The sequence below is a fragment of the Rahnella sp. BCC 1045 genome (genome assembly GCF_019049615.1).
Taxonomy (GTDB): Bacteria; Pseudomonadota; Gammaproteobacteria; order Enterobacterales; family Enterobacteriaceae; genus Rahnella; species Rahnella contaminans.
Map to the genome: position 1 here is coordinate 81850 of NZ_JAFMOZ010000144.1, position 15545 is coordinate 97394.

Genomic DNA, 15545 nt, shown 5'->3' on the forward strand with positions numbered 1-15545 from the left:
TACGTTTCATAAAAAAGGCTTCCCGGAAAGATAATTATTCATAACCCTATGAATCCGAGAGAGTTATCACTCATGGCTAAAAATTTTGCAGCAATTTCCAGGTCAATCGTCGATGCCATCGGCGGAGCGGGCAATGTGGTTGCGGTTACGCATTGCATGACGCGCCTGCGCTTCGTGCTGAACGACGAATCCGTCGTGGACGCGGCGGCGCTGAAATCCATCACCGGCGTGATGGGCGTGGTGCGCAATGAAAAACAGTGCCAGGTGATCATCGGCAATAACGTGTCGCAGGCTTACGCCGAAGTGCTGGAACTGCTTCCGGAAGGCTTTGCGGCGGCCAGCGATGCACCTGCCAAAAGCAAAATTACGCTCAAGCGGATTGGTGCAGGAATTCTCGATGCGCTGATTGGCACCATGTCGCCGCTGATCCCGGCGATTATCGGCGGTTCGATGGTCAAACTGCTGGCGATGATTCTGGATATGACCGGCGTGTTTGAAAAGGGCGCTTCAACGCTGGTGATCCTCAATACCATCGGCGACGGCGCGTTTTTCTTCCTGCCGGTGATGGTGGCCGCGTCGGCGGCGGTGAAATTCAAAACCAACATGTCGCTGGCGATTGCGATTGCCGGGATCCTGGTGCATCCGGCGTTTATCGACCTGATGGCGAAAGCCGCGCAGGGGCAGAAAGTTGAATTCATCGGCATTTCCGTCACGGCGGTGAAATACACCTACACCGTGATCCCCGCGCTGTGCATGACGTGGCTGCTGTCCTACATCGAAAAATGGGTGGATCGCATTACGCCGGTCGTCACCAAAAATTTCCTCAAGCCGATGTTGATCATGTTGATTGCCGCACCGATCGCCATCGTGCTGATCGGGCCGCTGGGCATCTGGATTGGTACCGGTATTTCCGCCGTGGTGTACACCGTTCACAGCTATCTCGGCTGGCTGTCGGTGGCGATTATGGGCGCGGCCTGGCCGCTGCTGGTGATGACTGGCATGCACCGCGTGTTCACGCCAACCATTATTCAGACCATTGCTGAAACCGGCAAAGAAGGCATGGTGATGCCGTCAGAAATCGGCGCAAACCTGTCACTGGGCGGTTCATCGCTGGCCGTGGCGTGGCGGACGAAAAACCCGGAGCTGCGCCAGACCGCGCTGGCAGCGGCGGCTTCCGCGATTGTGGCCGGGATTTCAGAACCTGCGCTTTACGGCGTGGCGCTGCGGCTTAAACGTCCGCTCATCGCCTGCTTAATCAGCGGTTTTATCTGCGGCGGTATTGCCGGTTTAGGCGGCCTCGCCAGCCATTCGATGGCGTCGCCGGGCCTGTTTACCAGCGTCCAGTTCTTCGACCCGTCCAATCCGATGACCCTTGTCTGGGTGGCGGGCGTCATGATCCTCGCGGTGGTGCTTTCGTTTGTCATCACCCTGTTACTCGGATTTGAAGATATTCCCGTGGAAACCGTGACGCCGAAAGAGGGCAAAACGGCAGAGATCACAACGCCTGCGCCGTTGCCGGTGGCAGCCGACGCAGCGCGTTCACATTAAAGGAGAAGTAATTCATGGCAGCATCTTTATTTCCTGACGGCTTTTTATGGGGTGGCGCGATTGCCGCAAACCAGGCCGAAGGTGCCAGTTTTGAAGGCGGCAAAGGCCTGACGACGGTCGACATGATCCCGCACGGTGCGCACCGTCTGGCGGTAAAAACCGGTCAGGAAAAGCGCTTCCGTCTGGACGCGACAGAGTTTTACCCGAGTCATCAGGCGATTGATTTCTATCATCGTTATAAAGAAGACATCGCGATGATGGCCGAAATGGGCTTCACCGTATTTCGTACTTCAATTGCCTGGAGCCGTCTGTATCCTGATGGCGATGAGTTAACGCCGAATGCGGAAGGCATTGCGTTCTACCGTGACGTTTTTGCCGAGTGTAAAAAATACGGCATCGAACCGCTGGTTACGCTGTGTCATTTCGATGTGCCGATGCATCTGGTGATTGAGTACGGTTCATGGCGGAACCGCAAAATGGTCGAGTTTTTCGCCCGTTATGCGCGCACCTGTTTTGAGGCGTTCGACGGGCTGGTGAAATACTGGCTGACGTTTAATGAGATCAATATCCTGTTGCACAGCCCGTTCTCCGGCGCGGGTTTAGTGTTCGAAGAGGGCGAAAATCAGGAGCAGGTCAAATATCAGGCGGCGCACCATGAGCTGATTGCCAGCGCGCTGGCCACGAAAATTGCCCATGAAGTGAACCCTGAAAATCAGATCGGTTGCATGCTGGCGGGCGGGAATTTCTATCCGCGCACCTGCAAGCCGGAAGATGTCTGGGCGGCGCTGCAAAAAGACCGCGAAAACCTGTTCTTTATCGACGTTCAGGCGCGTGGCGCTTATCCGTCCTACACCCGCCGCGTATTCGCTGAAAAAGGCATCGTCATCGATAAACAGCAGGGTGATGACGAAATTCTCAAAAACACCGTCGATTTCGTGTCCTTCAGTTATTACGCCTCGCGCTGTGCGTCCGCTGACATGAACGACAACAACAGCAGCGCGGCGAACATCGTAAAATCACTGAAAAACCCGCACATCGAAGCCAGCGAATGGGGCTGGGGAATTGACCCGCTTGGCCTGCGCATCACCATGAACATGATGTACGACCGCTACCAGAAACCGTTATTCCTGGTGGAAAACGGCCTCGGCGCAAAAGATGAAATCAACGCGCAGGGCGAAATCGTCGATGATTACCGCATCAGTTATTTGCGCGAACACATCAAAGCAATGGGCGAAGCCATCGCCGACGGCATCCCGGTCATCGGCTACACCTCGTGGGGCTGCATCGATCTGGTTTCCGCCTCCACCGGCGAAATGAGCAAACGCTACGGCTTTGTCTACGTTGACCGTGACGACAGTGGCAACGGCACGCTGGAAAGAACCCGTAAGAAATCGTTTTACTGGTACAAAAAAGTGATAGCCAGTAACGGAGGGGATTTGGGGTAGTTATTACGTCAAAGGCCAGAATACTCTGGCCTTTAAAATTCAAAAGATGACGATTGTTTAATTGTTATCCGCATAATGACGGGCAGATGAAATGGCGTAATCATCAAAGATATTCTGCTCGTCATCATCGCTGACATTGCGCACGCGATATATTTTCCATTCCTCATCTTCTTTTTTAAGGTACACAGCTAGTTTTAGCGTTTTGCCTTCTTCAATACCTATATTCACATCGGCCAACTTGCCGCCCATAAAATCATGAATGTTAGTCACGCTAAGTTTATCAATCCATTCGGGCGCATAATCTTGAGTATAAGTGAAATAATCGGAGCTTATGATTTCCTGTTCGGGAATGGCGAGTATTTCAGAAATTCGATGGCGTGTATCGACAGCGATATATTCATCATTCAGTGGTGAATTAATGTTCATGTCTTGATCAGGTTTCACTAAGCTATTCAGATGCTGCCTGTAAAAAGTTTCAACTCGCTGTTCTGCGCTCTGGTGCGCAGCGCAACCGGCAAGACTGAGCATTATCATTAAAATAAAGGAGCGCATTAGTTTTTCCTGTAAATAACATAGTGTGGGCGGGCGTTTCTGTAACCCGGACCGGCCCACATATCCCTTTGACGAAAATCAGAATACCAGACTTGTCCGTCAAAGATTGCCATATGTCCTTCGGGACGCCCTCCTGCATAAGGCTGAATGATCACAACGTCACCTTCCCGTGGATCCTCACCGGAACCTAAGGGTCTGAATCCTGCACTTTCAAGCAGGCTTCCATAGTTTCTGGCGTCGTGAGTATGTCCGATATTGACGCCACCGGCTTCAATGGCTTCTCGTGTAAATGTCGCGCAATTACCTGTAGATGTCGAGCCTGCACGCCAGCGTGCGTGTGCAACGGCAGCCGTTTTATTCCATGACATAAAATATTTCCTTATAAAGTCATTCTGACTGGGCAGGTAAATTATTATTTCTAACTAAAATAAAATATGCCTGATTTCACAATAACGCGCATAAGATAATATTTTATGGGGTATGCTAAGTTCTGATTTATCAAAGTATGTAATCAGTATTATTTAGTGAAAGGGGTATTGAACCCCTTAGTTTGTTTTTCTGACTATTATCAATGTCATACTTTAATCGTCATTAAAACAGATAATTTACCTGACCGTACTCGCCCGAACCTTCAATTTCCCCGCCATAATAACGCGCGTGGCGGCGTCTTCGCCTGAGCACAAATATTCCACCGCCATCCGGCCTAATTCGTTATACGGCAACTGGACGCTGGTGAGTTTTGGCGTCATCTGATCGGCGATGCGCTGATCGTCGTATCCGGCGACCAGAATGTCCTGCGGAATTCGCAGATGCAGTTCGGTCAGCGCCTGATAACAACCGATGGTCATCCAGTCGCTGGAGCAGAAAATCGCATCCGGTGGTTCGGGCTGATCCATCAGTTGCAACGTTGCGCGATAGGTTTCATTGAGTGACCAGTTGGTGGCCTGCACCAGCCCGTCGTCGGGCGTCATTCCCGCCTGCGTCAGGGCTTCGCGGTAACCTTCGAGACGCTTTTCACACGCTTCCATCCAGTTATCACCCATGATGTGTGCGATTCGCGTGGCTCCCTGATCAATAAGATGGCGTGTAATTTGCAACGCGTTTGCACGGTCGTCAGGCAGGAAAGTGGGCAGCAGCGGATACGCGCGGTCGTACACATTCAGCAGGACGACCGGTAACGTCGTCTGGTTAACAAAGGGAGAGAAATCAATGGACTGTGTAACGGGCGACGCAATAATTATGCCTGCACAACGCCGCTGATTGAGTTGTGCGATGATCCGCACGGCCAGTTCTGCGTCGTCGCCGTAATCGTAAATCGTCAGCAGCGTATCATGCCGCCAAGCGGCTTCCCGGGCTTCGCTGAGGGCATCAACAAACGGGTCATAGCTGGGCATCCCGTTGATCAGCAGTGCAATTTCTTCCTGACCGTTGTCCCTGTGGGGGGCTGGCATTTTTTTGTAACCCAGCGAGAGCGCGGTATTAAACACGCGTTCACGGGTTTCTTCGCTGAGTTTGACGGAACGTGAATTGTTTAAAATCAGTGAAACGGTGGCCTGCGAAACCCCGGCTTCCCGCGCAATATCACTCATCGTGACTTTGTTTTTCTTCTCCATTTCCCTTTTCCCGTCTGCCATTTATCTCTCCTTTTTCACTATATCACAGCGGTCTTTTTTGCCAGACCACCACGCAGGCTGGCTAAAAAGAGTGTGATCTCACCAGCAGAACCCGCATGACGGATTTGCAGCAATGCCAGTCAGGTAATAAACATTAGCTAATAATATTAGTCAATGAACGATAATGCGAGGAAAAAACGATGAAAGAGCAATGGAATGAACAGCAGGCAGCACAGTGGAGCCAACAGCAGGGATGGATTTGCGGATTCAACTACTTACCGCGCACGGCGGTGAACTGGACGGAACTCTGGCAGCGCGAAACATTCGATGCGCCGACTATCGACCAGGAACTGGGCTGGGCGCACGACGCCGGTTACAACCAGCTGCGCATCAATTTGCCGTTTATTGTCTGGCAGGTTGACCGCGACGGGTTGCTGGCGCGCATCGATCAGTTCCTGAGTATCGCGGCACGTCATCAGATAAAAGTGATGCTGACGCTGATGGACGACTGCGGTTTTTCTGGCGATGAGCCGTATCTCGGGCCGCAAAAAGCGCCGGAGCCGGGAAAACATAACAGCCAGGCGGCAGCGAGTCCGGGGCGCGACGTGGTGTGTAACCGCGAAATGTGGCCGCAGATTGAGGATTATGTGCGCGACCTCATCCGCCATTTTCGCACTGACACCCGTATCGCTATCTGGGATTTGTACAACGAACCGGGTAACCGCGGCACGTTTGCGACCGGGCTGGAAGAAGTGTTGTATGACGAAAAGCTGGAAGTCTTCGCGCTCGATCTGATGCAAAAGGCGTTTGTCTGGGCACGTGAGGAAGACCCGCAGCAACCGCTGACCGTCGGTGCGTGGCATTTCTCGCAGGATTTGGATCAACCGGAAAGTGAGTTTTTCACGCACCCGATTGATGTCGCAGCGGCAAAACTGTCTGATGTCATCAGCTTTCATGCCTACGTCGCCACGCCAAAACTTCTGCAGGCGCTGCGTTTCTGGCAGAAATTCAACCGCCCGATGCTGTGTACCGAATGGCTGGCGCGCCACGTCGGCAGCGTTTTCGAAGAGCAATTGCCGCTGTTCAGCGCCTTCAACGCCGGGTGTTATCAGTGGGGGCTGGTGCGCGGAAAAACCCAGACCACGCTGCCGTGGCCGGTAGTGCGTAAGGGCAATCATGATTACGCCCATTTGTGGTTCCACGATGTGCTGGACGAATACGGGATCCCGTTCCGCCGCGCTGAAATGGATCTTGTCCGCCGTTTAACGCGTATGAAATAACCCTTCAACATGTTGCACAGGGAAGTGCGAGGCTGAATAAAAATGACGATTTCAATGAAAATCCCGTCCAGGGAATTGTGGTCTTATTTTGGTTACGGGCTGGGGCAATGCTTCAGTTTCGGATTAGTGGGTTCCTTTATTAACTATTTCTACACCGATGTATTGGGTATTTCCGCGCTGGCGGCGAGCACGATATTTCTGGTCGCCCGCGCGTGGGATGCCATACACGATCCGTTATTTGCCAGCGTCATGGATACCATCCAAACCCGCTTCGGGAAATTTCGTCACTTTATGTTGCTGGCGCCTTTCCTGATTACGCTGGTCACGCTGGCCTCGTTTTATAATATTGATGCGCCGATGGGGACGAAAATTCTCTACGCCGGTGCAACTTATATATTATGGGGCACGTTGTACGCCATTTCGGATATTCCTTTCTGGTCGATGAGTTCGGTGATGAGCTCGGAGCCGAAAGAGCGCACCAAAGCGGTCACCGCTGCCGTGCTGGGCGTGAACGCCGGTATCGCTTGCGCGTCGATCTTCTTCCCTCGGCTGACGGCATTTTTCGCGCCGGGCTCCGGCGATCACGGTTACTTTATGGCGACTGTGGTGATGATGGTGATCGGCTTGCTGCTGATGATTAACGGGTTCTGGAATATCAAAGAACGTGTACCGCCAAGCAGTGAAAAAGTCACCATGCGCGATACGTTTCATAACCTGAAAAATAACCGGCCACTGTTCTTTGTTCTGGCGGCATTCTTTTTCTGTGTCCTGCACAATATTGCCAACGGCATTTACATCTATTTCTTTATTTATAATATGGGCGATGGTGCATTACAGGCGGCAATTGGAGTGATGGGAATATTAGCGGCGATTGCCTGTCTGACTGCACCGTTATTAACGCGGCGTTATAAAAAACGTTCCCTGTTTATTGTGCTTTGCGCACTGGATATTGTGGTGCGCGTCATCTTGTGGTTCAGCGGATATCACAACATGACCTGGCTGTTTATTCTGCTGGGCCTCAGCACGGTATTTGTCATGATGAGCAACCTGTTTACCTCCGCGATGATTGTCGACACCATCGAATATGCCGAATACAAAACCAATAAACGCTGCGCGGCGATCACGTTCTCCGGCCAGACGTTTACCGGGAAGATGTCCGTTGCGGTCGGCGGCGGACTGGTAGGGATATTCCTGACCGCGATTCATTACATTCCGCAGGCCGCTCACCAGACGGAAAGCGTGATGAATGGCTTGTTCTTCGGTATCAGCCTGTTGCCCGCAATCGGCTCATTAATCCGCATTGGCTTCATGTGGTTCTTCGATTTCACCGAAGACAAACACGCTGAAGTGCTGGCCATTCTCGAGCAACGCCGCAAATCCGGTGAAGTGTTCGAAGAGCCTCAGCAACCGGGGGAATTATTGCCTTCCGGCAGGGCATAACGGACATTTTTGGTGCAAAAAATCACCAGTACTAAAATTTTTCCTGGCTAACGTTCTGAATTTGTTAGGACGGTTAAGTTGGCATACAAGCTGCATTAGCTTTTATGACATGAGTGAAATACGTCAGTACAGAGAGATTACGGATGAAGGCGTCCGTTAGCGTTCAGGTCGCTGAGCGCTAACAGGACGCTTTTTTTTATGGGTTTTGGCCACGAGCCCAAGCTTTGACCAGAGATGCGCCCCCGCATCTTGCCAATCAGATCCAACCCTTATGCATTAATCATCCATCTATATCCTTTTTTGTTAGTGGCAGCCGCCCGTTCCTATATGCAATTCTCTGACCTACAAAACAAAAACGTTATTTACCTGCCAGATTATAAATTTAGGGCGCGAGCCCTCTTAAGATGACTTATAAGGAAAAACTATGGCTGCTTCTTCAGTAATCAAAAATAAATTCAATAAAAGCGTTGTTTCCGCCGGTCTGTTTTTGGCGCTCAGCGCAGTTTCAACTTTTGCAGCCCATGCAGATCAGCTGGCTGATATCAAAAAAGCCGGCGTGGTGAAAGTGGCGACGTTTGATTCCAATCCACCGTTCGGTTCTGTGGATGCCAAAACGCACGATATCGTCGGTTATGACGTTGATTTTGCGAAAGCGCTGGCGAAAACGCTGGGCGTAAAATTACAACTGGTGCCGACCAATCCGGCGAACCGTATTCCGTTATTGCAGTCCGGCAAAGCCGATCTGATTGTGGCGGATATCACCATCACGCCGGAACGCGCGAAAGTGGTCGATTTCTCCCTCCCTTATTTCGTGACCGGCCAGCAGTTCCTGGTGCCGGCCAGTTCACCGGATAAACTCGACGCCTACGCCACGGCGCGTATCGGCGCGGTGAAAGGCACCACCGGCGAGCAGGAATTGCATAACCGCTTCCCGCAATCGCGCGTGTTGTCTTACGACGATATACCTCTGGCACTTTCTGCGCTGCGTAACGGCAACGTGCAGGCGATTACGCAGGACAGCACCATTCTGGCCGGATTGCTGGATGGCGCGCCGGACAAGGCAAAATACAAGGTCTTGCCTGAATTACTGAGCAAAGAAGAGATTGGCGTTGGCGTGAAAAAAGGCGAAACCAGCCTGCTGAAAGTGGTGAATGACGAGCTGCTGAATCTGGAGAAAAACGGTCAGGCGGTGAGCATTTATAACGTCTGGTTTGGCCCGCAGACAAAATCTCCGCAGCCACGTCTGTTCAAGATTGAAGCCAAATAATCCGCTTTATGCAAGGTAATGCACATGCAGCAAGACTCCTTATCAACCGCAGCGACGTCTGCGGTTTTTTCACATTCAAACGCCGCTAAAACCACGGCGGTTGAATTTCGTCAGGTCAGTAAATCTTTCGGTCATCACCCCGTGATCCGGAATGTCAGTCTGAGCGTCGCCAGCGGCGATGTGGTGGCGGTCTGCGGGCCGTCCGGCTCGGGGAAATCCACGCTCATCCGCCTGATTAATCAGCTGGAAACCGTCACTGATGGCGAAATTCTCATCCACAACAAACCGACACGCGGCCTGAACGGACCCGCGCTACGCGAATTACGTACGCACATCGGTTTTGTGTTTCAGCAGTTCAACCTGTACGCCCATCTGACCGCGCAGGACAACGTCAGCCTCGCGCTGATTAAAGTCCACGGCTGGAAGAAAAGTGATGCACGCGGGAAGGCGCTGGCGCTCCTGACCCGCGTCGGTTTGCAGGACAAAGCGCAGCATTATCCCGAGCAGCTTTCCGGCGGACAGCAGCAGCGCGTGGCGATTGCCCGGGCGCTGGTGACGGATCCGGACATCATTTTGTTCGATGAACCGACGTCGGCGCTGGATCCGGAGATGATCGGCGAAGTCCTGCTGGTTATGCAGGAACTGGCGAAAAGCGGCATCACGATGATTGTGGTGACGCACGAAATGAGTTTTGCCCGTGAAATTGCCGATCGGGTGATTTTCATGGACGGCGGCGAGATCCTGGAACAGGCGGAACCGGAGGATTTCTTCCTGCGTCCGCAGCATCCGCGTGCGCAACGTTTTCTGCAAAAAGTCCTGTTCCCGCTGCATCCTGAAACAGGAGCGGGGCAATGATCTGGCATCCTGACTGGGCTGGCGTGCTCACCGGCCAGCCTTTGCAGTGGATTATTTCCGGCTTTCTCACCACGCTTTACGTCAGTATGGCGGGCAGTGTGCTGGCGACACTTCTGGTGGTGTTACTGATCGCGCTGCGCCTGAGTCAGTCGCGTCTGGCGCGCGGTGCGGTAGCGGCGTTTGTGTCGGTTTTCCGCAACACGCCGCTGCTGGTTCAGCTGCTTTTCTGGTATTTCGCTGCGTATGGCGCACTGCCGCAAAGCTGGCGTTTTTACATCGGCGATACCCATGTGTGGGCGGTATTCCCCGGTAATATTGCGTGGCTCACACCGGAATTTGTGTGCGCCGCGTGGGGGCTGGGATTATTCACCGCCGCGTTTCTGGTGGAAGAAGTGCAGGCGGGGCTGAATTCGGTGCCGAAAGGCCAGACCGAAGCCGCGATTTCACAGGGCTTCAGCCGCAAAACGCTGCTGCTTTCGATCCTGTTACCGCAGGCGCTGACCAACGCCTGGCAGCCGATCACCGGGCAATATCTCAACCTGATGAAGCTTTCCTCGCTGGCGACCGGCATCGGATTTTCCGAGCTGACGTATCAGGTCAGTCAGATTGAAAGTTACAACGCGCACGCCTTTGAAGGTTTTGCGGTCGGTACGTTGCTGTATCTGGCGCTGGGGATGATCCTTGGCGGACTGATGACAGTATTTGGCCCGAAACGCCCGCAACAAAGGCCGCAGGCGGAGGTGAACGATGGAATTTGACTGGTCGGTTCTGCACGATAACTTCACCTACATGCTGTGGGGAAGGCTGGCCGACGGCGAACCGGGCGGCGTTTTACTCACGCTGATCATGGCCGTTTCTGCTGGCGTGCTGGCGTTAGTGCTGGGCGTCGCAATGGCCGCGTTAGCCTGGCGTTTCGGTGGCTGGACGCGAAAATTGCTGTTTTTGTGGGCGTCGTTTATTCGCGGCATCCCGCTGATTTTTGTGATTTTCTGGCTGTATTTCCTGCTGCCGGTGGTGTTTGGTGGCTCGATCCCCGGCCCGCTGACGGTGATTATCGCACTTGCCTGGTTTACCTCGGCGGCGGTGATGCACTCCACGCTGGCCGGGCTGGAGTCACTGCCGCGCGGGCAAACCGAAGCGGGGATTGCGTCCGGCATGAGTTACAGCCAGGTTTTGCTCAATGTCCTGCTGCCGCAGGCGTGGCCGAACCTGTTGCCGTCGTATCTCGGGTTGCTGATCTCGCTGGTGAAAGACACCTCGCTGGCGTTTATCGTCAATGTGCCGGAGCTGACCACCGTCGCGGGGCAGGTGAATAACCGGGTGCAAATCTACCCGGCAGAGATCTTCCTGTTTGTCGGCCTTATGTACTACCTGCTGTGCGCATCGCTGGCGTATGTTGCGGGCAAATCGATTAAACGCCGTCAGGCATCGCGGGCGTAAACAGGCCATAAAGCCATCTGTGAAATCTCATATTTTCGCCTGATTCACACGGGCAGAAAGTTCCTGATGGCTTTCCTTTCTTTCGCGGTAACCTACAACAGATGAGTTCCAAGAATTGCGCTGTGTGTGATGCCATTGACTAGCTTAGAAGGCAAAGAAAACATGGCCACCCTGAAATGCGTGTAGCCTTGTCTTACCCGATGAATCAGCGTTAAATAACGTTCCTGACCTTGATAGAAAGCCCGCTTCTGAACTTATTGAATTTGTTTTCGCAAGATTTGCCAGCTTCTTTACCTCGCTGACAGTACCTGGAAACGCCGCCTTCGCGTGAAGAACTGGTGAAACCGTTTGCCGCGATGGGCATTTCTGTCAGGGAACTGCTACGCGTTAACACCGCGCCTTATGGCGAACTCGGGCTGGATAATCCGGACTTCACCGATGCGCAGCGCATTGACGCGATAATTTTGCATCCAATCCGGATGAACCGCCCGGAAGTGGTGACGCCGCTCGGGGCCGCGCTGTGCCGCCTGTCAGAGAAGGCTCTGGATATTCTTCCGGATGCGCAGAAAGGCGCGTTCACCAAAGAAGACGGCGAATGCGTGGTGGATAAAGACGGCAAGCGGCTTGTCTGAACGGTGTTTAAAACGCTGCCGCCGTTTGCCGGTTTGAACTCACCACCGGCAGGGCATTAATCAGCTTTTGGGTCCACGGATGAGCAGGGCGGTGGAAGACGTCATCGACCTGTCCGTGCTCGACCACGCTGCCGTCTTTCATCACCATCACCCTGTCCGCCAGATGATGTACTACGCCGAGATCGTGCGAAATAAACAGCAGCGCGGTGCGGTGTTCCGCCTGCATTTCGGCCAGTAAATCCAGCACCTGCGCCTGTACGGAAACGTCCAGCGCGCTCACCGGCTCGTCGGCCACGAGTAATGCAGGATTCGGCGCAAAAGCGCGGGCGATCGCAACACGCTGGCGCTGGCCGCCGGAAAGTTCACGCGGATACCGCCGTAAAAATCCTTCACCGAGCTGCACTTCATCGAGCAACTGAAGGATACGGCGACGTCGTTCATCGCCAAAAATGCCCACGCTGTCGAGGCTTTCCCCGATGATTTTTTCCACGTTATAACGCGGATCAAAAGAGCTGAGCGGATCTTGTGCGATCAGCTGAATCCCGCGGCGTTGCAGTCTGCGGACGGATTCGGGGATCTGACTCCAGCGCTGCCCCTGAATAGTAATCGTACCGGAACCGGGTTCAGTCAGGCCGAGCACCATTCTGGCCAGCGTGGTTTTCCCCGAGCCGGATTCACCCACAATCCCCAATGTTTCGCCCGCCGCCAGCGTCAGGCTGACGTGGTTAACCACGGCTTTTCCCGCGTAATGCTTGCTCAGATTGCGCACGTCCAGCACCGGTTCGCCGGTGGCGATATTTTTGACGGGCAGCGGCCTGCCGCTCTGGCCGGAGAGTTTCAGCCCTCGCGTGGCAGGGCCGGGAATGGCGGCGAGCAGCTGGCGGGTATACGGGTGATCCGGCCTGCTCAGCAGTTTTTCGCCCGTGCCTTCTTCCACCACTTTGCCCTGATGCATCACCAGGATCCGGTCGGCGAGTTGCCCGACCACGGAAAGGTCGTGGCTGATCAGCAGCAGGCTTTCGCCCCGGTCACGGCGCTGTTGCAGCAGATCCAGAATCTGCTTCTGCACCGTCATATCCAGCGCCGTGGTGGGTTCATCGGCAATCAGCAAACCGGGTTTCCCGGCCAGCGCGGTGGCAATCAGCACACGCTGACGAAGCCCGCCGGAAAGCTGATGCGGATACGCCGTCAGCCGGTTTTCAGCATCAGGAATACCCACCGACTGGAGCAGCGAAATGCTTTGCGGATGCAGCTCCTGCGGCTTACCGGCACGGTTCGCCTGCAACGCATCACGTAGCTGCTGGCTGATGCGGCGCAACGGGTCAAGCGACACCAGCGCATCCTGCAAGACATAGCCAATTTTGCTGCCACGAATTTTACGCCAGCGGCGCTGGCTGGCGCCAAGCATATCCTGCCCGTCGATCACAAAACGGTCAGCGGTGATACGCGCTTTGGCGTCCTGTAGCCCCAGCAGGCTGCGGGCGGTGACGGTTTTACCTGAGCCGGACTCGCCGACGAAAGCGATGGACTCCCCGCGTCTGAGCTGTAAATTCAGGCCGCTGACGGCCGGTTTTTCGCCGCCTGCTGAGGGAAAGGTGATCGAAAGATTGCGGATATCAATAAACAGTGCGTCGCTCATGGCTGTTTCCCTTCAAAAGTGGCCTGCCAGTAGCGGCCAAGCGTGTTCACAGAAATTACCGTCAGGGTGATCGCCACGCCCGGCCAGACGCCAATCCACCACGCATTGCGCAGATAATTACGGCCTTCGGCCAGCATCAGCCCCCATTCTGCGGTCGGCGGTTGCGGCCCCATGCCGAGAAAACTTAAACCTGCCGTGCCGATAATTGCGGTGCCCAGCCCGAGCGTAGCCAGCGCCGGAACGTGCGCGATAGCGTGCGGAAGCACATGCCGCCAGACCAGAACGTGGCGTTTGAGGCCCAGCGTGCGTGCCTGTTCCACGTAACCGGAGGACATCACCACAAAGGTTTGTGCCCGCACCACGCGGGTGAAGCGAGGCACAGAAGCGACGCCTAGCGCGAAGATCAGATTGGTGGTGCCGGGGCCGGTGAACGCAATCAGCATCAGTGCGAGCAGTAAATCCGGGAACGCGGAAACCACGTCCACGGCGCGGCTGATCAGCTCATCGGGCGGGCCTTTGAATAATCCGGCGAGTAAGCCGAGCAGGCTGCCGATGCTGACCGCCATGGCCATCGCCGCGAGGCTGATCAGCAGGGAATACCGGCTGCCGTAAATGATGCGCGCCAGCACGTCGCGCCCGAGCTGGTCGGTGCCCAGCCAGTGTTCAGCGGTAGGTGGAAGTTGCGCGTTAACCGGATCGGCGTTCAGCGGGTCGAAATGCGTCAGCCACGCGGGGAAAATCACCGCCAAAGCGACCAGCAGCAAATACACGGCAGCGAGAAGGTAACCGGTGGAAAACCGGCGCTTCACGCCGCCTGAAATCAGCAACTGGCTCATGCTTTTTCTCCGTCATTCTGGCCGTTATCCCGCAGGCGCGGGTCGATAAACAGATATAAAATATCCACCAGCGTACTGAGCACGACGTACACCAGCGCGGAGAAAATCGCCACCGCCAGCACCACCGGCAGGTCTTTACCCAGAACGGCGTCGACGGTGATTTTGCCCAAACCGGGGCGGCCAAACACCTGCTCGGTGATCACCGCGCCGCTGAGCAAACCGCCAATCAGCCAGCCGGTCAGCGTGACGGCGGGCAGGGCGGCGTGGCGCAGCGCGTGGCGTAAACGGATAATGCGGTTGCCCAGCCCCCACGCGCGCAACGTCAGCACAAAGGGTTCGTCGAGCGCATCTTCCAGCCCGCGCCGCAATACCTGAGAAACCACCGCACCCTGCGCCAGTCCGAGGGATAACGCCGGTAATACCAGCGAGGAAAAACTGCGGTCGCCCGCCACCGGGAACCAGCGCAGCGTAAAGCTGAAGATAAACAGCAGCACGATGCCGAGCCAGAAAGAGGGCGTCGAGGCCAGAACCAGCTCGATGCCGCCCGCAATGCGTTGCCCCCAGCGGCGGTGCGCGGTCGCCACTGCCATCACCACGGCAAACACCAGGCTGACGACCAGCGCCAGTCCGGTGAGTTTGAGAGTCGGCCACAGCTGCGATAGCACCAGCGAACTGACGTCGGTATTGAGCATATAAGAACGGCCAAAATCACCGTGCAAAACGCGCCAGAGATAGTGCAGATATTGCATATACAAGGGTTGATCCAGCCCCCATTCGGCGCGGATCGCCGCTTCAATCGCCGGTGTTTGTACCTGTTCGCCCATCAGCAAACTGACAATATCGCCCGGCGCGAGATACACGCTGATAAAAGACAGCGTGACCGCGGCCCACAGCACCAGCATGCCGCTCAGCAACCGCCGGACAACGCGACCGCACCATGAAGGCGCTGACTTAGGCCGCTGCGGGGGAATAAAGGTACTTTCAGCCGACATAATAAA

General features: G+C 54.8%; 14 protein-coding genes and 1 pseudogene. 9 read left to right on the plus strand and 6 right to left on the minus strand.

What is annotated here, in order from left to right; translation table 11 throughout:
* Positions 1-72 precede the first annotated feature (72 nt).
* Positions 73-1548 carry a PTS cellobiose/arbutin/salicin transporter subunit IIBC gene (ascF, locus tag J1782_RS24525; RefSeq protein ID WP_217154084.1) on the plus strand — a complete coding sequence of 492 codons (1476 nt, stop codon included), beginning with the start codon at positions 73-75 and terminating at the stop codon, positions 1546-1548.
* Positions 1549-1562: 14 nt separating this feature from the next.
* Positions 1563-2993, plus strand: a complete 1431-nt coding sequence (locus tag J1782_RS24530; protein ID WP_165057326.1) for a 6-phospho-beta-glucosidase — start codon at positions 1563-1565, stop codon at positions 2991-2993.
* A gap of 57 nt (positions 2994-3050) precedes the next feature.
* Here the strand turns inward: J1782_RS24530 and J1782_RS24535 are convergent, their stop codons facing one another.
* The 3 genes from J1782_RS24535 to J1782_RS24545 form a co-directional block, all read right to left on the minus strand.
* Positions 3051-3545: a DUF3828 domain-containing protein gene (locus J1782_RS24535; protein ID WP_217154085.1), complete on the minus strand. Its 495-nt coding sequence runs from the start codon at positions 3543-3545 to the stop codon at positions 3051-3053.
* Positions 3545-3913 (minus strand): hypothetical protein, encoded by a 369-nt coding sequence (locus J1782_RS24540; protein ID WP_152326078.1) that lies wholly within the window; start codon positions 3911-3913, stop codon positions 3545-3547. Before J1782_RS24540 ends, J1782_RS24535 begins: the two co-directional genes overlap by 1 nt.
* A 237-nt stretch (positions 3914-4150) precedes the next feature.
* Entirely contained in the window at positions 4151-5158 is a 1008-nt protein-coding gene (locus tag J1782_RS24545) for a LacI family DNA-binding transcriptional regulator (protein ID WP_217154190.1), read from the minus strand.
* Positions 5159-5358: 200 nt separating this feature from the next.
* On the opposite strand from J1782_RS24545, the gene J1782_RS24550 reads away from it, so the two are divergent.
* The 7 genes and pseudogenes from J1782_RS24550 to J1782_RS24580 form a co-directional block, all read left to right on the plus strand.
* Complete coding sequence (locus J1782_RS24550; RefSeq protein WP_152326079.1) at positions 5359-6438, plus strand: cellulase family glycosylhydrolase; 1080 nt, start codon at positions 5359-5361, stop codon at positions 6436-6438.
* 42 nt (positions 6439-6480) lie between these two features.
* Positions 6481-7878, plus strand: a complete 1398-nt coding sequence (locus J1782_RS24555; protein ID WP_217154086.1) for an MFS transporter — start codon at positions 6481-6483, stop codon at positions 7876-7878.
* 424 nt (positions 7879-8302) lie between these two features.
* Positions 8303-9145, plus strand: a complete 843-nt coding sequence (locus J1782_RS24560) for an ABC transporter substrate-binding protein (protein WP_165057334.1) — start codon at positions 8303-8305, stop codon at positions 9143-9145.
* A 24-nt stretch (positions 9146-9169) separates the two neighbouring features.
* Positions 9170-10000, plus strand: coding sequence for an amino acid ABC transporter ATP-binding protein (locus J1782_RS24565; RefSeq protein WP_152326082.1), 831 nt, complete (start codon positions 9170-9172; stop codon positions 9998-10000).
* Positions 9997-10758 carry an amino acid ABC transporter permease gene (locus tag J1782_RS24570; RefSeq protein WP_217154087.1) on the plus strand — a complete coding sequence of 254 codons (762 nt, stop codon included), beginning with the start codon at positions 9997-9999 and terminating at the stop codon, positions 10756-10758. The genes J1782_RS24565 and J1782_RS24570 overlap by 4 nt, the downstream gene beginning before the upstream one ends.
* Positions 10748-11440 carry an amino acid ABC transporter permease gene (locus tag J1782_RS24575; RefSeq protein ID WP_165057336.1) on the plus strand — a complete coding sequence of 231 codons (693 nt, stop codon included), beginning with the start codon at positions 10748-10750 and terminating at the stop codon, positions 11438-11440. Before J1782_RS24570 ends, J1782_RS24575 begins: the two co-directional genes overlap by 11 nt.
* 305 nt (positions 11441-11745) lie before the next feature.
* Positions 11746-12072: pseudogene (locus tag J1782_RS24580) on the plus strand (ArsC/Spx/MgsR family protein); the annotation flags it as partial.
* Between the two features lie 7 nt (positions 12073-12079).
* Here J1782_RS24580 and J1782_RS24585 read toward each other — a convergent pair.
* The 3 genes from J1782_RS24585 to J1782_RS24595 are packed head-to-tail and all read right to left on the minus strand — an operon-like array spanning position 12080 to position 15539.
* Positions 12080-13711: an ABC transporter ATP-binding protein gene (locus tag J1782_RS24585; RefSeq protein ID WP_217154088.1), complete on the minus strand. Its 1632-nt coding sequence runs from the start codon at positions 13709-13711 to the stop codon at positions 12080-12082.
* Positions 13708-14547, minus strand: coding sequence for an ABC transporter permease (locus tag J1782_RS24590; RefSeq protein ID WP_217154089.1), 840 nt, complete (start codon positions 14545-14547; stop codon positions 13708-13710). Before J1782_RS24590 ends, J1782_RS24585 begins: the two co-directional genes overlap by 4 nt.
* Positions 14544-15539, minus strand: a complete 996-nt coding sequence (locus tag J1782_RS24595) for an ABC transporter permease (protein WP_217154090.1) — start codon at positions 15537-15539, stop codon at positions 14544-14546. Before J1782_RS24595 ends, J1782_RS24590 begins: the two co-directional genes overlap by 4 nt.
* Positions 15540-15545 lie beyond the last annotated feature (6 nt).

What these genes read in the sequence shown, in the direction of transcription:
- ascF (WP_217154084.1), top strand. Translation starts at nt 73, where the DNA reads ATGGCTAAAAATTTTGCAGCAATTTCCAGGTCAATCGTCGATGCCATC.
- J1782_RS24555 (WP_217154086.1), top strand. Translation starts at nt 6,481, where the DNA reads ATGACGATTTCAATGAAAATCCCGTCCAGGGAATTGTGGTCTTATTTT.
- J1782_RS24540 (WP_152326078.1), bottom strand. Translation starts at nt 3,913, where the DNA reads ATGTCATGGAATAAAACGGCTGCCGTTGCACACGCACGCTGGCGTGCA.
- J1782_RS24530 (WP_165057326.1), top strand. Translation starts at nt 1,563, where the DNA reads ATGGCAGCATCTTTATTTCCTGACGGCTTTTTATGGGGTGGCGCGATT.
- J1782_RS24545 (WP_217154190.1), bottom strand. Translation starts at nt 5,158, where the DNA reads ATGGAGAAGAAAAACAAAGTCACGATGAGTGATATTGCGCGGGAAGCC.
- J1782_RS24590 (WP_217154089.1), bottom strand. Translation starts at nt 14,547, where the DNA reads ATGAGCCAGTTGCTGATTTCAGGCGGCGTGAAGCGCCGGTTTTCCACC.
- J1782_RS24585 (WP_217154088.1), bottom strand. Translation starts at nt 13,711, where the DNA reads ATGAGCGACGCACTGTTTATTGATATCCGCAATCTTTCGATCACCTTT.
- J1782_RS24560 (WP_165057334.1), top strand. Translation starts at nt 8,303, where the DNA reads ATGGCTGCTTCTTCAGTAATCAAAAATAAATTCAATAAAAGCGTTGTT.
- J1782_RS24575 (WP_165057336.1), top strand. Translation starts at nt 10,748, where the DNA reads ATGGAATTTGACTGGTCGGTTCTGCACGATAACTTCACCTACATGCTG.
- J1782_RS24535 (WP_217154085.1), bottom strand. Translation starts at nt 3,545, where the DNA reads ATGCGCTCCTTTATTTTAATGATAATGCTCAGTCTTGCCGGTTGCGCT.
- J1782_RS24595 (WP_217154090.1), bottom strand. Translation starts at nt 15,539, where the DNA reads ATGTCGGCTGAAAGTACCTTTATTCCCCCGCAGCGGCCTAAGTCAGCG.
- J1782_RS24565 (WP_152326082.1), top strand. Translation starts at nt 9,170, where the DNA reads ATGCAGCAAGACTCCTTATCAACCGCAGCGACGTCTGCGGTTTTTTCA.
- J1782_RS24570 (WP_217154087.1), top strand. Translation starts at nt 9,997, where the DNA reads ATGATCTGGCATCCTGACTGGGCTGGCGTGCTCACCGGCCAGCCTTTG.
- J1782_RS24550 (WP_152326079.1), top strand. Translation starts at nt 5,359, where the DNA reads ATGAAAGAGCAATGGAATGAACAGCAGGCAGCACAGTGGAGCCAACAG.